21 protein-coding genes and 2 tRNA genes are annotated in these 23,553 nt (G+C 67.5%); 13 read left to right on the forward strand and 10 right to left on the reverse strand.

Going from position 1 to position 23,553, the window contains the following annotated elements; all coding sequences use genetic code 11:
* The first annotated feature begins 41 nt into the window (after nucleotides 1–41).
* On the forward strand, nucleotides 42–962 hold the full coding sequence (locus tag ACF8ML_RS06950) for a ZIP family metal transporter (protein WP_016448900.1): 921 nt from the start codon (nucleotides 42–44) through the stop codon (nucleotides 960–962).
* 24 nt (nucleotides 963–986) lie between these two features.
* On the opposite strand, the gene ACF8ML_RS06955 is transcribed toward ACF8ML_RS06950, so the two are convergent.
* Nucleotides 987–1,718 (reverse strand): IclR family transcriptional regulator, encoded by a 732-nt coding sequence (locus tag ACF8ML_RS06955; protein WP_034364346.1) that lies wholly within the window; start codon nucleotides 1,716–1,718, stop codon nucleotides 987–989.
* A gap of 159 nt (nucleotides 1,719–1,877) precedes the next feature.
* On the opposite strand from ACF8ML_RS06955, the gene ACF8ML_RS06960 reads away from it, so the two are divergent.
* The 3 genes from ACF8ML_RS06960 (at nucleotide 1,878) to ACF8ML_RS06970 (ending at nucleotide 5,325) form a co-directional block, all read left to right on the forward strand.
* Nucleotides 1,878–2,831 carry a hydroxymethylglutaryl-CoA lyase gene (locus ACF8ML_RS06960; RefSeq protein WP_046240375.1) on the forward strand — a complete coding sequence of 318 codons (954 nt, stop codon included), beginning with the start codon at nucleotides 1,878–1,880 and terminating at the stop codon, nucleotides 2,829–2,831.
* 39 nt (nucleotides 2,832–2,870) lie between these two features.
* Entirely contained in the window at nucleotides 2,871–4,118 is a 1,248-nt protein-coding gene (locus tag ACF8ML_RS06965) for a CaiB/BaiF CoA-transferase family protein (RefSeq protein ID WP_074924282.1), read from the forward strand.
* Nucleotides 4,119–4,263: 145 nt separating this feature from the next.
* Nucleotides 4,264–5,325 (forward strand): Bug family tripartite tricarboxylate transporter substrate binding protein, encoded by a 1,062-nt coding sequence (locus ACF8ML_RS06970; RefSeq protein ID WP_392406751.1) that lies wholly within the window; start codon nucleotides 4,264–4,266, stop codon nucleotides 5,323–5,325.
* A gap of 87 nt (nucleotides 5,326–5,412) precedes the next feature.
* Here ACF8ML_RS06970 and ACF8ML_RS06975 read toward each other — a convergent pair whose 3' ends face one another.
* Complete coding sequence (locus ACF8ML_RS06975) at nucleotides 5,413–7,986, reverse strand: Orn/Lys/Arg decarboxylase N-terminal domain-containing protein (protein WP_392406752.1); 2,574 nt, start codon at nucleotides 7,984–7,986, stop codon at nucleotides 5,413–5,415.
* Between the two features lie 151 nt (nucleotides 7,987–8,137).
* Between ACF8ML_RS06975 and ACF8ML_RS06980 the strand changes: the two genes are divergently transcribed.
* Both ACF8ML_RS06980 and ACF8ML_RS06985 read left to right on the forward strand, forming a co-directional pair.
* Nucleotides 8,138–8,563 carry an NfeD family protein gene (locus ACF8ML_RS06980; RefSeq protein WP_016448906.1) on the forward strand — a complete coding sequence of 142 codons (426 nt, stop codon included), beginning with the start codon at nucleotides 8,138–8,140 and terminating at the stop codon, nucleotides 8,561–8,563.
* Nucleotides 8,564–8,690: 127 nt separating this feature from the next.
* Entirely contained in the window at nucleotides 8,691–9,608 is a 918-nt protein-coding gene (locus ACF8ML_RS06985) for an SPFH domain-containing protein (RefSeq protein ID WP_016448907.1), read from the forward strand.
* Between the two features lie 68 nt (nucleotides 9,609–9,676).
* On the opposite strand, the gene ACF8ML_RS06990 is transcribed toward ACF8ML_RS06985, so the two are convergent.
* Nucleotides 9,677–10,084, reverse strand: coding sequence for a tautomerase family protein (locus tag ACF8ML_RS06990; RefSeq protein WP_252651645.1), 408 nt, complete (start codon nucleotides 10,082–10,084; stop codon nucleotides 9,677–9,679).
* 197 nt (nucleotides 10,085–10,281) lie between these two features.
* Here ACF8ML_RS06990 and ACF8ML_RS06995 point away from each other — a divergent pair, with 197 nt between their 5' ends.
* From ACF8ML_RS06995 to ACF8ML_RS07005, 3 genes are all read left to right on the forward strand, one after another.
* The gene (locus tag ACF8ML_RS06995; RefSeq protein ID WP_017403991.1) at nucleotides 10,282–11,241 is read left to right on the forward strand and encodes a LysR substrate-binding domain-containing protein; all 960 of its coding nucleotides are present in this window, start codon (nucleotides 10,282–10,284) and stop codon (nucleotides 11,239–11,241) included.
* 13 nt (nucleotides 11,242–11,254) lie between these two features.
* Nucleotides 11,255–11,344, forward strand: a tRNA-Ser gene (locus tag ACF8ML_RS07000).
* Nucleotides 11,345–11,532: 188 nt separating this feature from the next.
* Nucleotides 11,533–11,655 carry a hypothetical protein gene (locus ACF8ML_RS07005; RefSeq protein ID WP_016448910.1) on the forward strand — a complete coding sequence of 41 codons (123 nt, stop codon included), beginning with the start codon at nucleotides 11,533–11,535 and terminating at the stop codon, nucleotides 11,653–11,655.
* 33 nt (nucleotides 11,656–11,688) lie between these two features.
* Here ACF8ML_RS07005 and ACF8ML_RS07010 read toward each other — a convergent pair whose 3' ends face one another.
* A complete protein-coding gene (locus ACF8ML_RS07010) occupies nucleotides 11,689–13,626 on the reverse strand; it encodes a PAS domain S-box protein (RefSeq protein ID WP_392406755.1) in 1,938 nt (645 codons plus the stop codon).
* An 86-nt stretch (nucleotides 13,627–13,712) separates the two neighbouring features.
* Entirely contained in the window at nucleotides 13,713–14,006 is a 294-nt protein-coding gene (locus ACF8ML_RS07015) for a DUF2789 domain-containing protein (protein WP_016448912.1), read from the reverse strand.
* Between the two features lie 202 nt (nucleotides 14,007–14,208).
* Between ACF8ML_RS07015 and ACF8ML_RS07020 the strand changes: the two genes are divergently transcribed.
* A complete protein-coding gene (locus ACF8ML_RS07020) occupies nucleotides 14,209–14,472 on the forward strand; it encodes a hypothetical protein (RefSeq protein ID WP_016452405.1) in 264 nt (87 codons plus the stop codon).
* A 181-nt stretch (nucleotides 14,473–14,653) separates the two neighbouring features.
* Here the strand turns inward: ACF8ML_RS07020 and ACF8ML_RS07025 are convergent, their stop codons facing one another.
* Nucleotides 14,654–15,610, reverse strand: a complete 957-nt coding sequence (locus ACF8ML_RS07025) for a LysR substrate-binding domain-containing protein (protein ID WP_392406758.1) — start codon at nucleotides 15,608–15,610, stop codon at nucleotides 14,654–14,656.
* A gap of 106 nt (nucleotides 15,611–15,716) precedes the next feature.
* Here ACF8ML_RS07025 and ACF8ML_RS07030 point away from each other — a divergent pair, with 106 nt between their 5' ends.
* Nucleotides 15,717–16,934, forward strand: coding sequence for an MFS transporter (locus ACF8ML_RS07030; RefSeq protein WP_392406760.1), 1,218 nt, complete (start codon nucleotides 15,717–15,719; stop codon nucleotides 16,932–16,934).
* Between the two features lie 51 nt (nucleotides 16,935–16,985).
* On the opposite strand, the gene ACF8ML_RS07035 is transcribed toward ACF8ML_RS07030, so the two are convergent.
* The 4 genes from ACF8ML_RS07035 to ACF8ML_RS07050 form a co-directional block, all read right to left on the reverse strand.
* Nucleotides 16,986–17,399: a hypothetical protein gene (locus tag ACF8ML_RS07035; protein ID WP_392406762.1), complete on the reverse strand. Its 414-nt coding sequence runs from the start codon at nucleotides 17,397–17,399 to the stop codon at nucleotides 16,986–16,988.
* A gap of 99 nt (nucleotides 17,400–17,498) precedes the next feature.
* Nucleotides 17,499–18,791, reverse strand: coding sequence for an SAM-dependent methyltransferase (locus ACF8ML_RS07040; protein WP_392406764.1), 1,293 nt, complete (start codon nucleotides 18,789–18,791; stop codon nucleotides 17,499–17,501).
* Nucleotides 18,792–18,861: 70 nt separating this feature from the next.
* Nucleotides 18,862–19,962, reverse strand: coding sequence for a peptidoglycan-binding protein (locus ACF8ML_RS07045; RefSeq protein WP_034364978.1), 1,101 nt, complete (start codon nucleotides 19,960–19,962; stop codon nucleotides 18,862–18,864).
* A gap of 45 nt (nucleotides 19,963–20,007) precedes the next feature.
* On the reverse strand, nucleotides 20,008–21,030 hold the full coding sequence (locus ACF8ML_RS07050) for a hypothetical protein (protein ID WP_272206221.1): 1,023 nt from the start codon (nucleotides 21,028–21,030) through the stop codon (nucleotides 20,008–20,010).
* A 592-nt stretch (nucleotides 21,031–21,622) separates the two neighbouring features.
* On the opposite strand from ACF8ML_RS07050, the gene ACF8ML_RS07055 reads away from it, so the two are divergent.
* A tRNA-Ser gene (locus ACF8ML_RS07055) sits at nucleotides 21,623–21,712 on the forward strand.
* Nucleotides 21,713–22,295: 583 nt separating this feature from the next.
* The gene (gene wecB, locus ACF8ML_RS07060) at nucleotides 22,296–23,480 is read left to right on the forward strand and encodes a non-hydrolyzing UDP-N-acetylglucosamine 2-epimerase (protein WP_016452411.1); all 1,185 of its coding nucleotides are present in this window, start codon (nucleotides 22,296–22,298) and stop codon (nucleotides 23,478–23,480) included.
* Nucleotides 23,481–23,553: the final 73 nt, after the last annotated feature.

The following is a 23,553-nucleotide window of genomic DNA, read 5'->3' on the forward strand; positions in this document are numbered from 1 at the left end:
CCAAGCCTGCCCGCCAACGCCCCAACCCATTCCCGACCAGCATGGATCTGCCACAACGCTTCCGCTCCAAGACCAGCGTACGGTCCAACATCCGCCTGTGGATCGGCCTGGCCATCATGATGGCCGGCGCCTGGGCGCTCACCAGCCAGTTCTGGGCCTATGCCCAGAACCATCCGGTGGTCTTCCAGGCCCTGGCCGGCGGCTCGGCAGCCGCGCTGGCGACAGCCCTGGGCACCGTGCCCGTGATGCTGTCCCAGCGCCTGTCCGAGCGCACGCAGGACACCTTGTTCGGCTTTGGCGCCGGCGTCATGCTGGCGGCCTGCGCCTTCTCGCTGATCCTGCCGGGGCTGGAAGCGGTGCGTACGCAGGGCCTGTTTGGGGGCGGGGGCTGGGCGGCAGGCGCTGTCATCGGCACGGCAATCCTGCTGGGCGGCGCGGCGCTCATGCTCATGGACCGGCTGCTGCCGCACGAACACTTCATCAAGGGCCGCGAAGGCCTGGACCCGCAAGGCGCGCGCAAGCTGCAGCGCACCTGGCTGTTCGTCTTTGCCATTGCCCTGCACAACCTGCCCGAAGGCCTGGCCATCGGCGTGGGCTATGCGGGCAACGACGGACTGCGCGCAAATGCGCTGGCCACAGGCATTGCCATCCAGGATGTGCCCGAGGGCCTGGTGGTCGCCGTGGCCCTGCTGGCTGCGGGCTACAAGCGCAGCTTTGCTGTGGCGCTGGGCATGGCATCGGGCCTGGTGGAGCCGCTGGGCGCCGTGCTGGGCGCAGTCATCGTCAGCGGCTCGGCCGCGCTGCTTCCCTGGGGCCTGGGCTTTGCGGCAGGCGCCATGCTCTTCGTGATCAGCCACGAGATCATTCCCGAGTCGCACCGCAAGGGCCACGAGGCCTTTGCCACGGGCGGCCTCATGCTGGGCTTTGTGCTGATGATGGTGCTGGACACGGCGCTGGGCTGAGTCCGCGCACCGCGCACGCCTGGCTCAGGGCAGCAAGAGCCCCAGCTCCCGCGCCGCCGCCAGCACATGGCGGGCGTGGCGCTCCTCGTAGCGGTGGGCTGGCATGGTCAGTGTCAGTGCCGCTGCCAACTCTCCATCGCGCTTGAAGACCGGGGCAGAAATCCCGGCGATCTCCCGGTGCCTGTCTCCCACCATGGCGCAGTAGCCATCGGCGCGCACGCGGGCCAACTGCGTGCGGCTGCCGCCGCGCGATGCGGCGTACAGCTCGGCATCGAACGCGGACAGCACCCGCCCGCCCGCGCCCTGCCCCAGCGGCAGCAGATCGCCGGTGCGCGCATGGTCGCGCACGGGATGGGGCGAATCCACGCGGTACAGGCACAGCCGGTCCTGCCCCTGGCGCACGTGGTAGGCCGCACTTTCGCCCGTGGCCTGCACCAGGGTACGCAGCACGGGCATGACCACGCTGTCCAGCGAGAAATGCCGGGCATACACGGTGTTCAGCCGTGCCACGGCCGGGCCCACGGCATAGCGGCCATCATCCAGGCGCAACACCCAGCCGCCATGTTCGAGCGAAGCCAGCAGCCGCAGCACGGTGCTCTTGTACAGGCGCGTGCGTTCCGACAGCTGGGCCAGCGTCAGCCCGTCATCTCCGTCGCGAAAGGCGGCCAGCAGGCTCAAGGCCCGGTCCACCGCAGCCACGCCGCCCGGCGCGGCGTTCTCGTCGGCTACCGATTCCGTCACTGATTTGCGAGGCATATCGAAGGCACCCAAGGGAAAACCCCAGGCACGCAGGCTTGACGATGGCGCGTGCAGCAGGGAATATTTCAATAGAGAGAATAAAGTTCTATCTATTAGAACGACTCAAGCAACTGATGTCAACAGGCGAATCCTGCGGTCATCGTCACCCACCACCGGATGTCCCTGCCCATGTCCTCCCACCGTTTTGACGTACTCATCAGCGAAGTCGGCCCGCGCGATGGCCTGCAGTCCGTAGCCTCCACCATGTCCACAGCGCACAAGCTGGCGTGGATCGACGCCCTGGCCCATTCGGGCCTGCAGGAGATCGAGGTCGGCTCCTTCGTCTCGCCCAAGCTGCTGCCCCAGATGGCCGACGCGGCCGAGGTGGTCGCCCACGCCATCACGCTGCCCGGCGTCACCGTGATGGCCCTGGTCCCCAATCTGCGCGGTGCCGAGGCTGCGCTGCGCGCCGGCGTCCACAAGGTCACGCTGCCCGTATCGGCCAGCCCCGCGCACTCCATGGCCAATGTGCGCAAGACCCCGATGCAGATGGTGGACGAGGTGCGGGCCATTGCCGCGCTGCGCGACGAGATCGCACCGCATGCCCTGATCGAGGCGGGCATCTCCACGGCCTTCGGCTGCACGCTGCAGGGCCTGGTGCCCGAGGACGAAGTGATTGCACTGGCCCTGGCCTGCGTGGCAGCCGGCGCCGATGAATCGGGCCTGTCCGACACCACGGGCATGGCCAACCCGGCCCAGGTACGGCGCCTGTTCACACGGCTGCGGGCCGAGCTGGGCGAACAGGCAGGCGCGGCCCACATGCACAATACGCGCGGCCTGGGCCTGGCCAACTGCCTGGCCGCCTACGAGGCTGGCGCGCGCACCTTCGATGCCTCGCTGGCCGGCCTGGGTGGCTGCCCGTACGCGCCCGGTGCCTCGGGCAACGTGGTCACCGAAGACCTGGTCTTCATGTTCGAGGCCATGGGCATCCGCACCGGCGTGGACATCGATCGCCTGATCGCCGCCCGCCAGCCGCTGGCCGCAGGCCTGCCCGGCGAGGAGCTGCACGGTATGACGCCGCTGGCCGGACTGCCCAAGGGCTTTGCGCCCCACCCCTACGCACCGGCCTGAGCCGCGGCGACAACCCATACATTCATTCACCGTTTTCCCATGAGCCAACCCACCTCCCCCGACACGGCCGCAGGCCAGGCCACGCCACTGCCCTACGCAGGCATCCGCGTGGTCGAGTTCACCCACATGGTCATGGGTCCGTCCTGCGGCATGATGCTGGCCGACCTGGGCGCCGAAGTCATCAAGGTCGAGCCCGTGGGCCACGGCCGCGACGGCGATGCCACGCGCAAGCTGCTGGGTTCGGGCTCGGGCTTTTTCCCGCTGTTCAACCGCAACAAGAAGAGCGTGACGCTGGACCTGCAGACCGAGGAAGGCAAGCAGGCCGCGCTGCGCCTGATCGCCACGGCCGACGTGGTCTGCGAGAACTTCAAGCCCGGCACCATGCGCAAGCTGGGGCTGGACTACGACAGCCTCAAGGACCGCTTCGAGCGCCTCATCTACGTGAGCCACAAGGGCTTTCTGCCCGGCCCCTACGAGCACCGCACGGCGCTGGACGAGGTGGTGCAGATGATGGGTGGCCTGGCCTACATGACGGGCCGCCCCGGCGACCCGCTGCGCGCCGGTGCCAGCGTCAACGACATCATGGGCGGCATGTTCGGCGCCATGGGCGCGATGGCTGCCCTGGCCCAGCGCGAGAAGACCGGGCGCGGCCAGGAAGTGCAAAGCGCACTGTTCGAGAACAACATCTTCCTGGTCGCCCAGCACATGATGCAGTTCGCCGTCACCGGCAAGCCGGCCGCGCCCATGCCGGCACGCATCTCGGCCTGGGCCATCTACGACGTGTTCGAGGTCCAGGGCGGCGAGCAGATCTTCCTGGCCGTGGTCAGCGACGGCGCCTGGCGCCTGTTCTGCGATGCCTTCGGCCTGGGCGAGCTGCGCGACGATCCGCGCCTTGGCAGCAACAACGACCGCGTGCTGGCGCGCAGCTGGCTGATGCCGCTGCTGCGCGAGAAGATGGCCCCGCACAGCGCTGCCCACATTGCCGAGGTCTTCGAGAAGAACGGCCTGCCCTTCGCCCCCATCGCACGCCCGCAGGACCTGCTGCAAGACCCGCACCTGAACGCCACGGGCGCGCTGGCCCCCATCACCCTGCCCGATGGCCGCGAGACCAAGACCGTGCTGCTGCCCTTCACGCTGGACGGCAAGCGCCTGGATGTGCGCCTGTCGCCCCCGCGCCTGGGCGAGCACAGCCTGGAGATCCTCACCGCACTGGGCTACAGCAGCGAGCAGGCCCTGGCCCTGGCCCAGGGCGAGGCCACCGACAGCCACGCCAAGGCCTCCCATTGATGCCAGGCTGAGCCACTGAAGCCGCCGCCGTCCACCCGACGCGCGGCGCCCCTGCAACCTTGCACCCCATCCACCCCACACCGGACGACGCTTGCCGCGCGCCCGGCGGGGAGGCCTTTTCCCAAAAATTCCCGGAGACAACACCATGCCCGCCATCCACCGCAACCCGGCCGCCCAAAACCGGACACAGGCACTGACACAGACCCAGGCCCGCCCTTGTTCCGCCCCGCGCCGCCAGTTGCTGCTGTGCGCCCTGCCCGCATTGGCTGCCGCCCTGCTCCCGCTGGCGGCCCAGGCCCAGCCCGGCAACTGGCCCTCGCGCGCCGTGCGCATGGTCGTGCCCTACACGCCGGGCGGCGGCACGGACGCGGTCGCGCGCCAGATCAGCGAGCGCGTGGGCACGCTGAACCAATGGACCGTGGTGGTGGACAACAAGCCCGGCGCGGGCGGCAACATCGGGCTGGATGCGGTGGCCAAGTCCGCGCCGGATGGCTATACCTTCGGCATGGGCCAGACCGCCAACCTCGCCATCAACCCCGCCCTGCTGCCCAGCATGCCCTTCAACCCCCGCACCGACCTGATCCCCGTGGCCCTGGTCGCCGCCCAGCCCACGGTGCTGGTCGTGCCGCAGGACTCGCCATGGAAATCGGTGCAGGACCTGGTCAAGGCCGCCAAGGCCGACCCGGGCGGCATCCGCCAGGGACTGGCATCGACGGGCACGGTGGGCCACTTGGCCGGCGAGATGCTGGCCTTCAAGGCCGGCATCCAGGTGCTCAACGTGCCCTACAAGGGCGCAGCGCCGGCCGTGACCGACCTGCTGGGCAAGCAGACGCACTACATGTTCGGCACGCCCCAGGCCGTCTATCCGCTGCTCAAGGGCGGCAAGCTGCGCGCCCTGGCCGTGACCTCGGCCAGGCGCCTGCCCATCCTGCCGGAGGTGCCCACCGTGGCCGAGTCGGGCTATGCAGGCTTCGAGGCCGTGGACTGGAAGCTGATCGTCGCGCCCAAGGGCACGCCGGCCGCCATCGTGCAGAAGATGAATACCGCCGTGAACGCGGCCCTGCAGCAGCCCGCCGTGCAGCAGCAACTGCAGGCCGAGGGCAGCACGGCCCTGGGCGGCAGCATGCAGGATGCGGCCCGGTACCTGCTCAAGGAGCAGACGGACTGGGCCGCGCTGATCCGCGATGCCAGGATCCGCCTGGAGTGAGCGGCAAACAGCGGGCAAGAAAAAAGGCGCGGCGCCCCTTGCGGGCACCGCGCCTTTTTGACGGGCCGTCGTCAGCCGGCCAGCCGATCAGATCGTGCGGCCGAAGGGGCCATCATCGCCCACCTGCACCATCTTGCGGCCACGCGCCGGCTTGGCAGCCGTGCCGACTTCCGGCGCCGACCCGGCCTTGCGGGCCGCTGCGGGGCGCTTGGCCGGCGCCTTGACGGCAGCAGCCTTCACGGCCTTTTTGGCAGCGGGCTTTGCCGCAGCCTTGGCAGCCGGCTTGGCCGCAGCCTTGGCCGCTGCGGATTTTCCGGCCGCAGACTTGCCGGCAGCCGGCACCTTGCGGGCAGGAGCGGCCTGGGCCACGCAGTCGGCGTAGTAGCGCACCTCGCCGTCCGCGTCCTCCAGCTCCACCAGGCCATGGATGTCGGTCTCGAAGCCAGGGCACTCCTTGGCGAACTCACGCGCGAACAGCAGGTAATCCACGATCTTGCGGTTGAACACCTCGCCAGGGATCAGCAGCGGAATGCCGGGCGGGTACGGCGTGACCAGGCCCACGGTGATGCGGCCTTCCAGGTGGTCGATCTCCACGCGCTCGGTCTTGCGGTGCGCGATGTGGGCGTAGGCATCGCTGGGCTTCATCGCGGGCTTGAGGTCCGACAGATACATCTCGGTCGTCAGGCGGGCGATGTCGTACTTGGCGTACAGCTCGTGCACGTGCTGGCACAGGTCGCGCAGGCCCATGCGCTCGTAGCGGCGGTGCTGCTGGCAGAACTCGGGCAGGATGCGTGCCAGCGGCTGGTTGCGGTCGTAGTCGTCCTTGAACTGCTGCAGCGCCGTCAGCATGGTGTTCCAGCGGCCCTTGGTGATGCCGATGGTGAACATGATGAAGAACGAGTACAGGCCCGTCTTCTCCACCACCACGCCGTGCTCGGCAAGGTACTTGGTCACGATGGAGGCCGGGATGCCCGTGTCCGAGAAATCGCCGTCCAGGTCCAGGCCCGGCGTCACGATGGTGGACTTGATCGGGTCCAGCATGTTGAAGCCGTCGGCCAGCTCGCCAAAGCCGTGCCAGTTGTCGAACTCCTTGCCGTTCTTGGCCTTGGAGCGCTTGGGCGCCGCGTCCTGGCCGCGGATGATCCAGTCCTGGGCCGAGCCGACGCCTTCATCGGCCAGTTTCTCGGGACCCCAGACCTCGAACCACCAGTCGTCGTCGCCGAACTCGTCTTCGACCTTGCGCATGGCACGGCGGAAGTCCAGCGCCTCCAGAATCGACTCTTCCACCAGGGCCGTGCCGCCGGGCGGCTCCATCATCGCGGCGGCCACGTCGCAACTGGCGATGATGCTGTACTGGGGGCTGGTCGAGGTGTGCATCAGGTACGCCTCGTTGAACAGGTGGTGGTCCAGCTTTTCGGTCTGGCTGTCCTGCACCAGCACATGCGATGCCTGGCTGATGCCGGCCAGCAGCTTGTGGATGGACTGCGTGGCATACACCACCGAGTGCTTGGGGCGCGCGCGCTTCTTGCCCATGGCGTGGTAGCTGCCATAGAACGGGTGGAAGGCAGCGTGCGGCAGCCAGGCCTCATCGAAGTGCAGGTTGGCCACATAGCCGTCCAGCATGCTCTTGATGGTCTCGGTGTTGTAGAGCACGCCGTCGTAGGTGGACTGCGTCAGCGTCAGCACGCGGGGCTTGACCGTCTTGGCATCCACGCCCTTGAGCAGCGGATTGGCCGCGATCTTGGCCTGGATGGACTCCACCGAGAACTCGCTTTGCGGGATCGGGCCGATGATGCCGAAGTGGTTGCGCGTGGGCTTGAGGAACACCGGAATCGCACCCGTCATGATGATGGAGTGCAGGATGGACTTGTGGCAGTTGCGGTCCACCACGACCACGTCGCCGGGCGCCACGGCGTGGTGCCAGACGATCTTGTTCGACGTGGACGTGCCGTTGGTCACGAAATAGCAGTGATCGGCATTGAAGATGCGCGCGGCATTGCGCTCGCTCTCGCCGATGGCGCCGTTGTGGTCCAGCAATTGGCCCAGTTCCTCCACCGCGTTGCACACGTCGGCGCGCAGCATGTTCTCGCCGTAGAACTGGTGGTACATCTGGCCCACGGGGCTCTTGAGGAAGGCCACGCCGCCCGAGTGTCCGGGGCAGTGCCAGCTGTAGGAGCCGTCTTCCGCATAGTCCAGCAGCGCCTTGAAGAACGGCGGCTGCACGCCTTCCAGGTAGCTCTTGGCCTCGCGGATGATGTGCTTGGCCACGAACTCCGGCGTGTCCTCGAACATGTGGATGAAGCCGTGCAGCTCGCGCAGGATGTCGTTGGGCAGGTGGCGGCTGGTCTTGGTCTCGCCGTAGATGTAGATCGGCACATCGGCGTTCTTGCGGCGCACTTCGCCGATGAAGCTGCGCAGGCTGTGGATCACGGGATCGCTTTCGCCACCCAGCGAGAACTCCTCGTCATCGATGGACAGGATGAAGGCACTGGCCCGGCTTTGCTGCTGCGCGAACTGCGACAGGTCGCCGTAGCTGGTCACCCCCAGCACCTCGAAACCTTCTTGCTCGATGGCCTGTGCCAGGGCGCGGATGCCCAGGCCCGAGGTGTTCTCGGAACGGTAGTCCTCGTCGATGATGACGATGGGAAAGCGAAACTTCATGGGGGCAGCCTCCGTAACCTGAGCGGGCCTAAAAAACGAAACAGGCGCGAAGTGTAAGGAATATCCTTATTGCGCCTTTGAAGCGTGCGGCTTTTCACCCAGAATGTGGTGCACTAAACACAAGCAACCGTCATAAACAGGGAGTCTGGGAATGGAATATTCCACCATCTGGTGGCTCGTCGCCGGCGCATTGGTCATCGCCGAATTGCTGACTGGCAGCTTCTATCTGCTGATGCTGGCACTGGGCGCCATCGTCGGCGCGCTGTGCGCCCACATGGGCCTGGCGCCCATTGCCCAGCTCGTCATTGCCGCCGTGCTCGGCAGCGCCTTCGTACTGGCCTGCTACCTGGTGCGCCGGCGCCTGCCCAGCCGCCAGCCCGCCTCCAGCAACCGCGACGTCAACCTCGATGTCGGCGAATCCGTCATGGTCGAGCAATGGAACTCCGACGGCACGGCCCAGGTCCGCTACCGCGGAGCCCAATGGACCGTGATCAGCCGTCCGGGCAACCTGCCCTCTGCCGGCATGCACCGCGTAGCCGAGGTCGTCGGCAACCGGCTGCTGGTGGACAAACTCTGATTGCCCATCCCCACGCCCGCGCTTCACGGCGCGGGCATCTGCATCGGGCATAGTGGCAGGCACCATCCGCCAGCCGTCCCGCCGCCCTCTTGTTTCACCGAACGCCCCTCCGGGGCCTGGAGACACCATGGAAATCGCCATCGTCATTCTGGTCATCGCGGCCATCTTCATCGCACGGTCCATCAAGGTCGTGCCCCAGCAGCACGCCTGGGTCAAGGAACGCCTCGGCAAGTACGCCGGCACGCTCACGCCCGGCCTGAACTTCCTCGTGCCCTTCGTGGACCGCGTGGCCTACAAGCACAGCCTCAAGGAAATCCCGCTGGACGTGCCCAGCCAGGTCTGCATCACGCGCGACAACACCCAGCTGCAGGTGGATGGCATCCTCTACTTCCAGGTCACCGATCCCATGCGCGCCAGCTACGGCTCGTCCAACTACATCATGGCCGTCACCCAGCTGGCCCAGACCTCGCTGCGTTCCGTGATCGGCAAGCTCGAACTGGACAAGACCTTCGAGGAGCGCGACATGATCAACGCCCAGGTGGTCTCCGCCATCGACGAGGCCGCGCTCAACTGGGGCGTGAAGGTGCTGCGCTATGAAATCAAGGACCTGACGCCGCCGGCCGAAATCCTGCGCTCCATGCAGGCCCAGATCACGGCCGAGCGCGAAAAGCGCGCCCTGATCGCAGCCTCCGAAGGCCGCCGCCAGGAACAGATCAACATCGCCACGGGCGAGCGCGAAGCCTTTATCGCCCGCTCCGAAGGCGAGAAGCAGGCCGTCATCAACAAGGCCCAGGGCGAGGCCGAATCCATCAAGGCGGTCGCAGACGCCACGGCCCAGGCCATCGAACGCGTGGCCAACGCCATCCGCCAGCCCGGTGGCGAGCAGGCCGTGCAGCTCAAGGTCGCCGAAAAGGCCGTCGAGGCCTATGGCCAGGTCGCCTCTGATGCCACCACCACGCTGATCGTGCCCAGCAACATGACCGAAGTCTCCAGCCTGATCACCTCGGCCATGAAGATGATCCAGACCGGCCAGCGCACCAGCTGAGAGCCGCCGCCACGCCATGAACAACGGGCCATCGCGGCCCGTTTTTCATTGCAGCGGTGTTGTGCGGATCAGGCGGGTGCGCCCACCTGCTGCACCAGGCCCATGGCGAAGCGCCCGTGGCCCACGGACCAGTCCGAGTAGTCGTTCTCATGCATGAAGATGAACACGTCGGCCGGCGCAACCCCCGCCCCTTCGTGCAGATTGCGCGCAATGGCCGAATACAAGGCCTTCTTCATCGCATCGCTGCGCCCGCGCCGCATGGTGATCTCGACCACCACCACCGCATCCGAACGCGCCATCCCGTTGAAACTGCGGCTGAACGCGAACTGCCCTGGAGCGTACGGATGCACCATGTTGAACAGTTCGTCCTCGGGCATGCCGATGCCCTCCACCAGGGCCCGGTGAATGCCTTGCACGACGGCATCGCGCTGGGAAGTGGAGGTGGACTGGGGCAGATAGGTGTGGACGAAGGGCATGGTGCTATGTGCTTTGGGATCGAATGGAGATGGAAAGTCCGGCCAGAATCCACGCAGGATTGCCAGCCGAAGCGGCAAATCTACCGACCGGCCCATGGCCTGAAAAGCGATGATTCGGCCGGTTCTATGTACCTGGAACTCACATAGCCTCCACCCGCCCCGTGACCCGACCCATGACCCGACCCATGAACCGACCCATGACCCGCCGCCTGCCCCCGCTGGCCGCCCTGCGCGCCTTTGAAGCCGCCGCACGCCTGGGCCGCATGACGGCGGCGGCGGACGAGCTGTGCGTCTCGCCCGGCGCCGTCAGCCGCCAGGTCAGGCAGCTGGAGCAGCACCTGGGCCTGCCGCTGTTCGCAGGCACCAAGGCCCGCCCCACGCTCACCGCGGCAGCGCGCACCCTGCAGCCGGCGCTGACCCAGGCCTTCGAGCAGATCCATGAGGCGGTGCGCAGCCTGGGCGACGCCCACGAAGGCCCTCTGGACGTGGCCTGCTTCAGCACCTTCACCGTCAAATGGCTGATCCCCCGGCTGTTCGACTTTCACGCGCACCACCCCGGCATCGAGGTGCGCCTGCGCACTACCGACACCGGCACCGACGCTGCACGCGAAGGCTGCGACCTGCTCATCACGGCCATCACGCACGACAGCGGCGAGGCCCTTGCAGACAACGAGACGTCCCTGCCTCTTTTCGCCGAATACCTGGGCCCGGTGATGTCCCCGGCCATGGCAGGACGCCTCCAGCAACCTGAAGACCTGGCCAGCCTCCCCTTGCTGCACACACGCGGCCGGCGCAACGCCTGGGACCTGTGGGCCGCCTCCATGGACATGGCCCCGCCCGCAGCGGCCGGCCCCGTCTACGAGCACTACTACTTCACGCTGGAAGCGGCGCTGCGCGGCCTGGGCGCGGCCGTCGCCCCCTGGCACCTGGTGATGGACGACGTGCAGGCCGGTCGCCTGCTGGCGCCCTTCGGCTTCACGGCCTCCGGCTACCGCTACCTGGCGCTGCGCCGCAGCACTGCGGTGCAGACCCGGCTCGACATCTTCTGCAACTGGCTGCAGGCGCAGGCACGGGCCATGCCAGAAGCGCCAGCCGTCCAGGGCATATCGATCACGCATGCAGGAAACTTCGCGGCCACCCCAAAAAATCGATGCTAGAATCGCGGTCTTCGGAGAGGTGGATGAGCGGTTTAAGTCGCACGCCTGGAAAGCGTGTGTGGGCTAATCCCCACCGCGGGTTCGAATCCCGCCCTCTCCGCCAGACATGGCGCCAAGCCAGTGAAAAAGCCCTGACGACATTGGTCCCAGGGCTTTTTTTCGTCCACCCGATGCCTGCACGGCCGCACGCGGCGATGATGGCCCTCGATCAAGGGGGCCATGACAGGGTGTTACAGCAGCGCCCCTCTGCGCTGATAGATTGCCCGGTTCAGTCATTGCACCCGGAACGAGATGAAACCAAAAATCAACTTTATCGAGAGGGAGCGCCTCTTTCGCCGCGAGCTGAAGCGGCGCGGCGTCAAGTTCCTGCCCATGCAGGTACTGCGCCGGCTGTTCGAGAAGGCTGGTGTCTGAGGCCGGCTCAGGATCTCGCGGCTTACCAGGGGCTCAAGCCTTCCCGAGCTGATGAAGCAGCTGGCGTAGATCGTCCTGCGAATAGGGCTTGGCCAGCCGCGTCATTCCTGGTGGCAGCGCCGGTATGTCGGCAAAGCCGCTGGCCAGGATGAAGTTCAGGCCCGGGTATCGCGCTGCAATATGCCGGGCCAGCTCCACGCCGTTCATGCCGGGCATGGCGTAGTCGGAGATGACCACGTCGAAGCGCGCCTGCCGCGCAAGCAGGTCGATGGCCTCCTGCCCGGCGCCCAGGGTCGTGACGCGGTGGCCCAGGTCTTCCAGCAGGGCCGAGGCATTGGCCCTCACCAGCGGGTCGTCATCCACCAGCAGCACATCCAGGGGCCCCACGTCCTGCACGCTTTGCCCGCCCAGATGGCAGGCCGTGCTTTCGTCTTTGGAGACGGGCATCCACATCTCCACCGTGGTGCCGCTGCCCAGGGCGCTGTGCAGCACGAGCTTGCCGCCGGACTGGGCCACCAGCCCGTCCACCATGGCCAGGCCCAGGCCGGTGCCCTTGCCCACGCCCTTGGTGGTGAAGAAGGGCTCGACCACATGCGAGAGTGTCTGTTCGTCCATGCCCTCGCCGGTGTCCACCACGCGCACGCAGACATACGAGCCCGAGGCCAGGCCCGCAAGCTGGCGCGGCAGCGTGGTTTCCACGGCCGCCGTGATCTTGATGACGCCGCCGCCCGGCATGGCATCGCGCGCATTGGCAACCAGGCTGAGGATGCTGCTCTCGAACTGGCTGGGGTCGGTGGCGATGCGCGGCAGGTCTGAGGCCAGGGCCATCTTCAGAAAGATATGCGGGCCAGCCGTCTGCTGCAGCAGGCCTTGCATCCCGGTCAGCAGCACAGCGACGTCCACGGCCTGCGTCTTCAATTCCTGCTGCCGCGCAAAGGCCATCATGCGCTGGGTCAGCGAGGCACCGCGCTGTGCGCCGCGCGTGGCGATCTCCACCAGCGAACGCAGGCGATCGTCGGGCGGCATGCGCTTGCGCAGCAATTCCAGGCTGCTGAGCACGGCCATCAGCAGATTGTTGAAATCATGGGCCACCCCGCCCGTGAAGCGGCCGATGGCCTCCATCTTCAAGGCCTGGCGCAGCTGGGCCTCGGCAGCCTTGCGCTCCGTCACATCACGCGTGACCTTGGCAAAACCGATCAGCTGGCCCTCGTCGTAGATGGCATCGATCACGACCGATGCCCAAAAACGCGAGCCGTCCTTGCGCACGCGCAGGCCTTCGGCCTCCATGCGGCCGGTGCTGACGGCCGTGCGCAGTCCCGCCTGTGGCAGCCCCGCCTGCTGGTCCTCTGGTGTGTAAAAGCGCGAGAAATGGGTATGGAGGACCTCGTCCTCTTCATAGCCCTTGATGCGCTTGGCACCCAGGTTCCAGCTGACGATGCGGCCTTCGGGATCCAGCATGTAGATCGCACAGTCGGTCACGCTCTGCACCAGCAAGGCAAAGCTGCGCTCGGCGCTGGAAAGAGGGCTGGACCGGGAAGGCACGGCCAGCGCCTGCGATGCCCCGGACGGGGGTGCATCCGCCTCGCGCACACTCAGCAGCAGGGCCAGGCTGCCATCGCCGAGCCGTACGCGCGAGCTGCATGAGGCCACGGGCCGCTCGCGTCCCGTGCAGGTCAGCAAGGGCCAGAGTCTGGCCTGCCGTGCGGCGCCTGCGGGCTCGCACTGGCTGTTGAACCAGCCTGCACGCCCGCTGCTGGCGACGAAGCGGTCCTCGAAAACACTGCCCTCCAGGGCATCGCCGGAATGCTCCAGCAGGCTCAACGCATGGCGGTTGCAGCGCGCCAGTCGCCCATCGAGTCCGACGACGAAGACTGCGTCCGGAAAGGCCTCCAAAGCAGCAAGGCCCGGATCAAGGGGGAGTTGTGCGTCGGAGCCTGCAGGGGCCGGCGCCAGACCAGTCGAGGTCAGCATGTGAACGACTCCGTAGGCAAATGGGTTGAACGAGCCGGAAAAATTGTAAGCACCACGGGTTCATCGCAAGCGGTTGCATCACAGGATCAGGGACGAGCCTCCTGCTCGTGCCCGGCAATTGCGGGCGAACGCGCAGCCTGGAGGTCCGGCTCGGCATGCAAGGCCTCGCTGAGCTGGTCCACCACCAGCGCCCAGGTCGCATCGGCATGCCACTGCTGCGAGAACAGGGCACGTTGCGCGTCGGTCCAGAACGGTGCATCCACCAGCAGCGTGTCCTTTTCCAGCCGGTGCGAGAGGATGAACTGCTTGATGCCCTCCGGGCTGGAGTCCAGACCCAGCTGGTCGAAAAGATTGGTCATGGTGGGTTCGGCTGTGATCATGGGGGGTCCTTGTTGTGACGGGGTTGGCTCAAGGCTAGAAGCTCGGCCGGCGGCACCATGTCGGACACTGAAGCAAGCTGCCGTCGGCGGCCCTTCTGCGAGTGGGCCGCAGCGCCCGCGCCGTGCAAAGCCCTGCTCCTACACGGTTGCCTCGGCGGTCCGGCGCACCATGCAGCCATCTCATCACAGGACATTGCATTCCATGAAGAAACTGCTGCTTGCCACCGCCATTTCCTTCGCAGCTGCCGCTGCCCTGTCACCCGTCCATGCCCAGGTGGGCAAGGCTGCCTCCGAAGCCGCCGACGCTGCAGACCACAAGGTGAAGGAAAAGCAGGCCGACGCCAAGGCCAAGGACAGCGGGCCGGTCGGCAAGGCCGTGAACAACGTCAAGTCGGACTACCACAACAAGCGCTCCAAGCAGTCGGCAGAGAACGCCAAGGAATCGCTGAAGAAGGCGACCGAGTAGACGGCAACGCCCGGATAGACCAAGGCCCACTCGCGTGGGCCTTGGTCTTTTGGAGAAGCCCGGGGCCATGCCGGGCGCAGCCTCAGAAGCTGTGCCGCAGCGCCAACATCACACTGCGCGGCGCACCGGGCAGGTTCAGGTCGGGGCTGGTGCCGTGGGCGGACACGATGCAGCAAGCAACTCAGGGCAGCGGCGCGCGCATTCCCGTCAGGCCCGGCATGACTTCCCGCATGGCCGCAATGAAGGCGCGCAGCCGCGCCGGCTGGTGGCGCGCGGGTGGGTAGACCAGATGCACGGGCAGCGGCGCCGCCTGCCAGTCGGGCGCCAGATGCACCAGGCGGCCGGCCTCCAGATCCTCGCGCACGATCCAGGCCGAGGCCAGGGCCGCGCCCAGTCCGCCCAGGGCGGCGTTGCGCAGCGCATAAAGGCTGTCGGTGCTGAGCCGGGGCTCGAACTGCAGGCGCCAGGATTTGCAGACCCGCTCATCGCCCACGCGGTACAGCTCCAGCTCGCGCTGGTAGAAGGTGCGCAGCGCAATCCAGGGCAGGCCCTGCAGTTCGCGCGGGTGCTGGGGCACGCTGCCCTGCCCCAGCAAGGCAGGCGCGGCCACGGCAATGCGCGGCACCTCGGCCACGCGCAGCGCAATCACCGAAGGGTCGACCACGGTGCCGACCTGCACGGCGCAGTCGATGCCTTCGGCAATGAAGTCCGGCTGGCGGTCATGCAGCAGCCATTCGACCTTGACGGCCGGATGACGGTCCAGAAACGCCAGCAGCGGCGCCATGAGCTGGTCCTGGCCAAAGGCGTGGGGCGCGACCACGCGCAGCAGGCCGCGCGGCGTGTCCTGGGCGCCGCGCAGGTCGGACTCCAGCGCGTGCCATGCCTCCAGCAGCTCGCGCGCATGCTCCAGGCAGCGCTGGCCGTCGTCGGTCAGCGCCATGGCGTGGGTGGAGCGCCGCAGCAGGCGCAGGCCCAGCGCGCGCTCCAGCGTCTGCAGGCGCCGGCTGACCGTGGGCTGGGTGGTGGACATCTGCTGCGCAGCGGCCGAAAGACTGCCGCTTTCGACGATGCGCACAAAGGTCTGCAGCAGTTCGATGCGGTCAGCGCCAGAAGGCAGGGGAAGGTCGGCAAGGGTCATACGCCAAGCGTATATCGATTCTGCAGGCGCAGCCACTACCGTGGTGTGCTGCGCCGCACCACACTACGGCCATCGCTTTTCAACTGCGCCTGACAGGCGCCTCAACATGTCTTCTATTCAATCTACGCATATGCAAACCGCTGCGGGCGCGCAGGCTGCCGGCGTGCCGGCATCGCTGGTGCTGCTGATGGCGACCACGGCGGGCGTGGGCGTGGCCTCGCTCTACTACAGCCAGCCCATGCTGGGGGTGCTCGGCCCCGACCTGGGCGCAGGCGAACGCGCCGTGGGCTTTGTGCCCACGCTGACCCAGCTGGGCTATGCGCTGGGCATTTTGCTGCTGGCACCGCTGGGCGACCGCATGGACCGCCGGCGCATCATCCTGGCCAAGACCGCCGCGCTGATGCTGGCCCTGCTGGCCAGCGGGCTGGCTCCGGGCCTGGCGCCGCTGCTGGCTGCCAGCCTGGCCGTGGGCCTGGCCGCCACCCTGGCGCAGGACGTGGTGCCGGCCGCCGCCACGCTGGCGCCCGAGCACCAGCGCGGCAAGGTGGTGGGCACGGTGATGACGGGGCTGCTGCTGGGCATCTTGCTGTCGCGCGTGGTCAGCGGCCTGCTGGCCGAGCATGGGGGCTGGCGCAGCGTCTACCTGCTGGCCGCCGCTGCCATGGCACTGCTGGGGGTGGCCCTGTGGCGCGGGCTGCCCAGTTTCAAACCCACCACGCAACTGGGCTATGGCGCGCTGCTGGGCTCCATGGTGCAGCTGTGGCGCAGCCAGCCTGCGCTGCGCCGCGCGGCACTGGCACAGGGCCTGCTGTCGGTGGCCTTCAGCGCGTTCTGGTCCACGCTGGCCGTGATGCTGCATCAGCAGTTCCACATGGGCAGCGCCGCTGCCGGCGCCCTGGGCCTGGCGGGTGCGGCCGGTGCGCTGGCCGCCCCGCTGGCAGGCCGGCTGGCCGACCGCAGCGGCCCGCAGCGCGTGACCTGCCTGGGTGCGGGCCTGGCCCTGGCATCGTTCGCCGTGCTGGCACTGTCGCCCTGGCTGCCGGCCGGCGCACAGCTGCCGCTGCTGGTGGCCAGCGCCATCGGTTTCGACTTCGGCATCCAGGCCACGCTGGTGGCGCACCAGACCCTGGTGTACGGCCTGGAGCCTGCGGCGCGCAGCCGGCTCAATGCGCTGCTGTTCACGGGCGTGTTCATCGGCATGGCCTCGGGCTCCGCGCTGGGCGCGCTGGCCCTGGCGCAATGGGGCTGGAGCGGCGTGGTGGCCCTGGCCTGCGCGGCATCGGCGGCAGCGCTGGGCGTGCGGCTGGCCGGCCGCCAGCACTGAAGCTGGCAGGCCGGGCCGTTGGCGGGCCCGCCAGCCTATGCCCTGGCCTGCCTATGCCCCGGCCTGCAGACGCGCCGCGCGCTGCGCCAGCCGCTGCTGCTGCGAGGCACGCAGGGCAGCGATCTGCGCCAGGATCTGCTGCTGCTTTTCCATCAGGCGCTGCGTGTGCACGCCATGGGCATCTCCCGCCAGGCCCTGGGCGATGCAGGCGAGCGCGCGCCCCGGGTCGCCGCACTGCTGCCAGGTGTAGGCCAGGTTGAGCTGGGTGCGGGCATCGCGCGGGTCTATGCGCTCGGCCTGCAGGTAGGCGTCATGCGCGGCCGCGAACTGCTCCTGGCAGAACAGGCAGTCGCCCAGCACGTTCCACAGCCAGGTGCTGAGCCAGGGGTTGAGGTCCAGCGCGCTGCGCGCCAGCTCGATGCCAGCGGCAAAGTCCCGCAGTTGCAGGCCCACGAATTCGGCCACCTCGCCCAGCAGCCGCCAGTCGCGCGGGCTGCGGGTGATGGCCTGGCGGTAGCTGTCCAGCGCGGCGTCCTGCCGGCCCGACTCCAGGTGCGTGCGGGCCTAATGGGCCGAGGCCTCGAAGAACTGCTGCGCGTCGGCGCTGAAGCGGTTGAGAAAGGCGGCCGCCGTGCGCTCGCATCCCTCGCCGATCAGCAGCCGCGCATGGATGGCCCTTTGCGCATCGCCCGGAGGCGCCAGCACCTGCCAGCCCTCGCGCCCGAACAATTGCGCCAGCAGCGGGAAGTTCAGGCCGATGGCGCTGGTGCGGCCAAAACGCTGGGAGGCGCCCGACTGGGCCGCCGCCTCGGGCGTGCAGGCGCCGTAGTCGTTGATGAGCACCAAGCCCTTGGGCGCCAGCCGCTGCTGCAGCGTCTGCAGCGCGCCGAAGGCGCCGTGGTTGACCAGCAGGCGTGTCGCGTCCTGGCTGACGGACAGGGCGGCATCCACCCAGGGCGACAGTGCCGCGTCGCCGCAGTCGAAAAATCCCGTCTCCTGCTCGAACAGGCCCACCAGGGGCAGCAGGCGCGCGCGCTCGGCCGCATCCGCGTGATCCACCAGGGCGCGGATCTCATGCGGCGACAGCGCGGTGTACTGGCGCACGAGCTGGGCATCGTCCGTCAGGCGGGTGCGTATGCGCAGCTCCTGCACCGGCCCGCCGTTCTGGCGCCGCACGACGGTGGCGGGCAGCACATCCAGCACGTAGTTGCAGAACACGGCATGCAGCGGCGGCAGCGGCACCGTGCTGCCGTCGTGCAGCCGAACGGCCTCGGGGTGCATGGCGTCGCAGCAGCCTGCCACGACCTGGCCGCCAAACTCGGCAAACAGGCCGCGCTCGTGCCACTGCGCAACGGTGCGAGGCGAGCCGTCTGTCACGTAGCAGACCAGCCGCTGGTCGAAATCACGCCCTTCCTGCTGGCACAGGTGCCGGAAGGCCTGCAGGAACATGCGCGCAAACAGGCCGCAGCCGGCGCCCAATTCCAGCACGGCAATGGCGCCCTGCGGCGCCGTGTCCGCGCAGTGATGGAACAGCAGGGCCGCCGCATCTTGGGAGAGACGGCCGCTGTTGTTGACCACATAGGGCACCTCGTTCTCGGCAAAGGTCAACAGGCCCGCCTGCGCCCAATGCAGATGGCCCAGCTCCCACTCGATGCTTTCGGTGATGGGCCGAAAGTCCTGCAGCAGTTGCGAGGCGACGCGCACACCGGACAGCACGTCCTGCGGCGCACGGACCGCAGCGGGCGGCCCGGTGGGCGCACCGGCAGAGGCGGAAAGGGACAGGGAAACGGGCATGGACATGGACAGGGGCAAGGGCACGCGCAGCGCGGCCTCGCCCTTCGAATAGTCGGTTCTCAAGATGCTTTCTCCGGGAGATGCACGGCAGTGGCGCCTGCCCGCGCGGCAGGCGGCAGACGTCCGGCCGGGCTCAGGGCACGGGTGCCCACTTGGACCAGTTCAGGTCGGCCTGCTCGAAATCGGCCTTGAGCATGCGGCGCATGGCGGCCACCTCGTCCTGGGTGATCTGCGTTTCCTTCACCTGCTTGCCCGTGGCCAGGGTGCGGGCCTTGGCCAGATCGGCCTTGGTCACGGAGGCCGTTCCGGCCCAGATGGACTTGGCCGAACCCACGGTGACCCAGTGCTTGCCCTGGGACTGCAGGTCGGCCTGGTAGGCGGATTTCCAGCGCATGTTGTTCTGCGAAACGGCATTGAGCAGCTTGGCCAGCGAGCGCTGGTTGCTCACGCCTTCCTGGGCGAAGGCCTGCAGGTGCACGCGCTCGAACTTCAGCGGCAGCAGGCCCTGCTTGGCGGCCAGGCGGTCGCGCTCATCCCACCAGCGCGCGGCATCGGCCGCTTTGGCGGTATGCAGCTGGTTGAGCCAGTCGGCATCGGTGACGATGCTGCCGTCGCCCTTGACCCACTGGAAGCGCTTGAAGCCGATGTCGGCCGCCCGGCCGAAGTTGTGGTTGCTCTCGCCGGGGCCGGCCTTGGTCTGGGTCTCTGCCGCCTGCTGGGCAAAGGTGCGGCGGCGGCCGGTGGGCGTGATCCACAGCGCGATCTTGTGCGTGTCGTACATCTGCTGCACCAGGCTGGCCAGCTTGGCGCGGAAGGTGGGCTCGTACTCCGCATCGTTGGCAATGGCGGCCTTGCTGGTGGCCGCATCCTGGGCCTTGGCCTCGATATACACCGTCTTGGAGTTGTTCGCGGAGCGCATGTTCTGGTGCGATGCAGGCAGCATGGCGCTGAGCTTGGCCACCGTGGCGCCACCGGCTGCCGCCAGGCCCAGTGCCTCCTTGGCGCCACCGGCCTGCGGCTGGCCGGGCGCGGCCTTGGCCGCCGCCAGCTTGTGGTCGTTCTGGAAACGCTCCAGCGCGGCGCGCGTCTGCGCGCCGTAGCTGCCGTCGTAGTCCACGCCCAGATAGGGTGCATTCTTGGCGTCCTTCACCACGCGCAGCATGGCCTGCAGCAGGGCCACGTCATGGACCTGGTTGCTGCCGCCCTCGCCTACGCTGTCCTTGATGTCTGGCATGTGTCTTCCCTCTTTGCGGTTGTCGGTGTCACGCGCTGCACGGGCTCAGCGGGCGGGATCGGTCTTGCGTTCAGGTTTCCGGCCGGGCGCCTGTTCCGCCTTCGGCAGCAGATGCGCCAAAGGCACCGTGCGCGGCTGCAGCCTGGCCGAGCAGGCACGCAGCCGCAGCGATTCGGCATGCGCCTGTGCCATATCCGCGGCCACCTGCACCAGGGCGTGATGCGGCGCAGCTCCTGCGGGGCGTGTGAGCACCACGGCATAGCCTCCCAGGCAGTCGGCCTGCTGCGCGCGCGCTGCACGCGCGGCGGCCACGCCGGCATAGCGCGCAGCCACCACGGCCTGCACGGCAGCCGGCGGCGCCGATGCCTGTTCGGCAAACGCCTGCCGGCCTGCGTTCCAGCGCAGGCTGCGGGTCTCGATCTGGTCGGGGGCGTCGTCCTGCGGTGAGTCATAGCGCACCAGCAGCACCGGGATCCGGCCCGTGGGCGCCAGCACCCAGCTTTGGTAGCTGCCTGGAGGCTCTTCGTACTGCCAGGCCAGATGCGGTCCCTGGGCCGTGGCGACATAGAGCGCATGGCGGCGCTTGGGATGGTCGAAGCCGCCCATCTGCGTGACCAGCAAGGCGCGCGCCCCGCCTTGCACGCCGGGCAGGCGCAAGGTCCGCGCCGCGGCGGTGACCGTGCCTTCTTCCTCGCCAGTCGTCCAGACGCGCGTGCGCTGCGCGGCCTCGGACAAGGGATCTCCCACGCCGTACAGCGGATCGGATGGCGCCAGCTGGGCCTGCCCTCTTGAAGCAGGCCAGGCCAGCGCCGCTGGCTTGCCTTGCTCCATACCGGCACGCACCAGCCTCAGTTCGAAGGGACAGGCCGACGCCGTGCAGGCAGGCAGGGACAACTCATAGGCAGGCGCCCCCTTGGCCGTGCCGGACGGCAGGCTTTCCAGCACCTGCCGCTGCAGCCCGGCAGCGAACGCCGTCGTACCCAGCAGCGCCACAAGCCCGAAGGCCAGTGCGGGCAATACCGGCGTCTGGCGAAATGAAGAATCGGCACGCATTGAGTGGAAAGCCATGGTGATAGCGAGTTCCTATGATTTGCCAGACGGAAATCCGTTACTGCTGCATTTCATCGGCGCAGGCATTTTCCACAAGCTCCCATTCGATGTCTGTTGCAAAATGCATCCAACGCCGCATGAAGGTAATTCGTCCCCTGCATTGCCTGCCGGACCCCGTGCAAATACCAATTCATTGGCGGTGTTTTTTTCAAGAAACATCAACAATATCAATAGCTTGCACCAACGCAGATGGACAATGAAAATACCATCTTGTACACATGAAAAATGTCGCCACAGATGGACGGGCCGCACCGGAGATTCACACCGCATTCCGGCACCTTCCATTTACACGAACTCCATTACATTTTCCACCCTGAAAATCAGTGGATGACCACCAGGCGCAGGCATTGAACCCATCGCAAATCCGTCCCATGTCACGGTATTGCCTGCCGTCACTACCCGCCTGTCCGCGCCCGGACAGGCAACACCCGGCATTGCCACGGTTGCACTGCAGGCCCTGAGTGGGGCAACCATCGCCGCACGGGCCAGCGCAGCCGGCACCAGTTTCTTACCGTGGACGCCCGAAATCACTGCTACAATCGAGGGCTTCGGAGAGGTGGATGAGCGGTTTAAGTCGCACGCCTGGAAAGCGTGTGTGGGCTAATCCCCACCGCGGGTTCGAATCCCGCCCTCTCCGCCATACACCCAGCAAAACGGGCCCCTACACGGGGCCCGTTTTCGTTTCCGGGCCTGCATTCGGCCCGGGCCCTGCCCTGCGCAGCCTCGCGCCGCGTCCACCCGGCAGGCCGTCTGCGCATCAGGGAAAGTCACAGGCTGCACCTGCCCCTCAAGCCTTGCGCAGACCCCTGCCTGGGCATGCAATACGCAGGTGTCCGACAGGCACAGCCTTGTTTCAGTGATGTACTAGCTGCAACAAAGCACCCAGGCGCGCAGCTTTGTGCAACCGCAGCGCGGCGCGAACAAGCATTCAGGCCCAGCCGCAAGAGGCTGCAGGGTGAGAGATCCGACGGAGGTTCCAAATGGAAAGCAATGTCACAAAATCCCTTCAAGTCCTCTTAATTTCCGTCAATTTCACTCAATTGACGATAGTTTTCAATCAGAGACGCCAAGCCGATCGAAAAAGCCAAAAACCCGACGTATATTCCACACCGCCTTGCAGCCTGCCCGGCCCGCCCTCGGGCTGAGACGGCCCCCGCTCTCCGGGCGCGGAGCACCAGAACAACGCAGGAGCGAAGAGCACAAGAAGACGCAAAGGGGTTGGCATGAAAATTCTTTCGTTTTTCGGGACCCGTCCCGAGGCCATCAAGATGGCGCCGCTGGTGACGGCCCTGTCGCAGACGCGCGGCATCGAAAGCGTGGTGTGCGTGACGGGCCAGCATCGCCAGATGCTGGACCAGGTGATGGAGCTGTTCGGCCTGCAGGCCCGGCACGACCTGGCCGTCATGCAACCCAGCCAGACACTCAACGGCCTGTTCTCCCGCGTGGTGGCGGGCGCCGACGGCGTGCTGGAGCAGGAAAAGCCCGACTACGTGCTCGTGCACGGCGACACCAGCACGGCCACGGCCTGTGCGCTGGCAGCATTTCACCGGCGCATTCCCGTGGGCCATGTGGAAGCCGGCCTGCGCACGGGGGATCTGGCCCAGCCCTTTCCCGAGGAAATGAACCGCCGCGTGGTCGATGTGGTCAGCCAGTGGATGTTCGCGCCCACGCCCACGTCGCGTGCCAACCTGCTGCGCGAGAACCTGCAGGGCCGCATCGCCGTGACCGGCAATACCGTCATCGATGCGCTGGCCACGCTGTGCGACCGGCTCGATGCCCGGCCCGAGCTGGCCCGCGACATTGCCGGGCGCCATCCCTGGGTGGACGCGCAGCGCCCGCTGCTGCTGGTCACGGGCCACCGGCGCGAGAACTTCGGCGAAGGCTTCCAGAACATCTGCGCCGCGCTGGCCGAGCTGGCGCGGCGCCATCCGGACCTGCTCATCGTCTACCCGGTGCACTTCAATCCTGCCGTGCGCGAGGTGGTCATGCGTACGCTGGGCGGCATGGACAACATCCGCCTCATCGATCCGCTGGACTATGTGGACTTCGTCTGGTTCATGCAGCGGGCCCGCATCATCCTGACCGATTCCGGCGGAGTGCAGGAGGAAGCACCCTACCTGGGCAAGCCCGTGCTGGTGATGCGCGATGTGACCGAGCGGCCCGAGGCCGTATCGGCCGGCACCGTGCTGCTGGTGGGCACGCAGCGCGCGCGCATCGTGGCCGAGGTGAACCGCCTGCTGACCGATGAAGGCCACCGCGCCTCGTTCGCGCGCCGCATCAATCCCTATGGCGACGGACGGGCCTCGCAGCGCATCGTACGGGCCTTGCTGGGACAGCCCTTCGAGGAGTTTGCCGCCGGACCGGCAGGCATCCTCGCCACCATGGGCAAGGGCCTGGCGCCGGCCTGAAGGCCGCCAGTCCCAACGCAACGGCAGCCGCCCTGCAGCAACTGAACGTGTCACGAATCGCGTCACGAACCGA

The sequence above is a fragment of the Delftia sp. WSY_10 genome, from assembly GCF_043104705.1.
GTDB lineage: Bacteria > Pseudomonadota > Gammaproteobacteria > Burkholderiales > Burkholderiaceae_C > Comamonas > Comamonas tsuruhatensis.

Excerpts from the sequence above, each read along its gene's own strand:
- ACF8ML_RS06950 (WP_016448900.1), top strand. The coding sequence starts at position 42 with ATGGATCTGCCACAACGCTTCCGCTCCAAGACCAGCGTACGGTCCAAC.
- ACF8ML_RS06955 (WP_034364346.1), bottom strand. The coding sequence starts at position 1,718 with ATGCCTCGCAAATCAGTGACGGAATCGGTAGCCGACGAGAACGCCGCG.
- ACF8ML_RS06960 (WP_046240375.1), top strand. The coding sequence starts at position 1,878 with ATGTCCCTGCCCATGTCCTCCCACCGTTTTGACGTACTCATCAGCGAA.
- ACF8ML_RS06965 (WP_074924282.1), top strand. The coding sequence starts at position 2,871 with ATGAGCCAACCCACCTCCCCCGACACGGCCGCAGGCCAGGCCACGCCA.
- ACF8ML_RS06970 (WP_392406751.1), top strand. The coding sequence starts at position 4,264 with ATGCCCGCCATCCACCGCAACCCGGCCGCCCAAAACCGGACACAGGCA.
- ACF8ML_RS06975 (WP_392406752.1), bottom strand. The coding sequence starts at position 7,986 with ATGAAGTTTCGCTTTCCCATCGTCATCATCGACGAGGACTACCGTTCC.
- ACF8ML_RS06980 (WP_016448906.1), top strand. The coding sequence starts at position 8,138 with ATGGAATATTCCACCATCTGGTGGCTCGTCGCCGGCGCATTGGTCATC.
- ACF8ML_RS06985 (WP_016448907.1), top strand. The coding sequence starts at position 8,691 with ATGGAAATCGCCATCGTCATTCTGGTCATCGCGGCCATCTTCATCGCA.
- ACF8ML_RS06990 (WP_252651645.1), bottom strand. The coding sequence starts at position 10,084 with ATGCCCTTCGTCCACACCTATCTGCCCCAGTCCACCTCCACTTCCCAG.
- ACF8ML_RS06995 (WP_017403991.1), top strand. The coding sequence starts at position 10,282 with ATGACCCGCCGCCTGCCCCCGCTGGCCGCCCTGCGCGCCTTTGAAGCC.
- ACF8ML_RS07005 (WP_016448910.1), top strand. The coding sequence starts at position 11,533 with ATGAAACCAAAAATCAACTTTATCGAGAGGGAGCGCCTCTTTCGCCGC.
- ACF8ML_RS07010 (WP_392406755.1), bottom strand. The coding sequence starts at position 13,626 with ATGCTGACCTCGACTGGTCTGGCGCCGGCCCCTGCAGGCTCCGACGCA.
- ACF8ML_RS07015 (WP_016448912.1), bottom strand. The coding sequence starts at position 14,006 with ATGATCACAGCCGAACCCACCATGACCAATCTTTTCGACCAGCTGGGT.
- ACF8ML_RS07020 (WP_016452405.1), top strand. The coding sequence starts at position 14,209 with ATGAAGAAACTGCTGCTTGCCACCGCCATTTCCTTCGCAGCTGCCGCT.
- ACF8ML_RS07025 (WP_392406758.1), bottom strand. The coding sequence starts at position 15,610 with ATGACCCTTGCCGACCTTCCCCTGCCTTCTGGCGCTGACCGCATCGAA.
- ACF8ML_RS07030 (WP_392406760.1), top strand. The coding sequence starts at position 15,717 with ATGTCTTCTATTCAATCTACGCATATGCAAACCGCTGCGGGCGCGCAG.
- ACF8ML_RS07045 (WP_034364978.1), bottom strand. The coding sequence starts at position 19,962 with ATGCCAGACATCAAGGACAGCGTAGGCGAGGGCGGCAGCAACCAGGTC.
- ACF8ML_RS07050 (WP_272206221.1), bottom strand. The coding sequence starts at position 21,030 with ATGGCTTTCCACTCAATGCGTGCCGATTCTTCATTTCGCCAGACGCCG.
- wecB (WP_016452411.1), top strand. The coding sequence starts at position 22,296 with ATGAAAATTCTTTCGTTTTTCGGGACCCGTCCCGAGGCCATCAAGATG.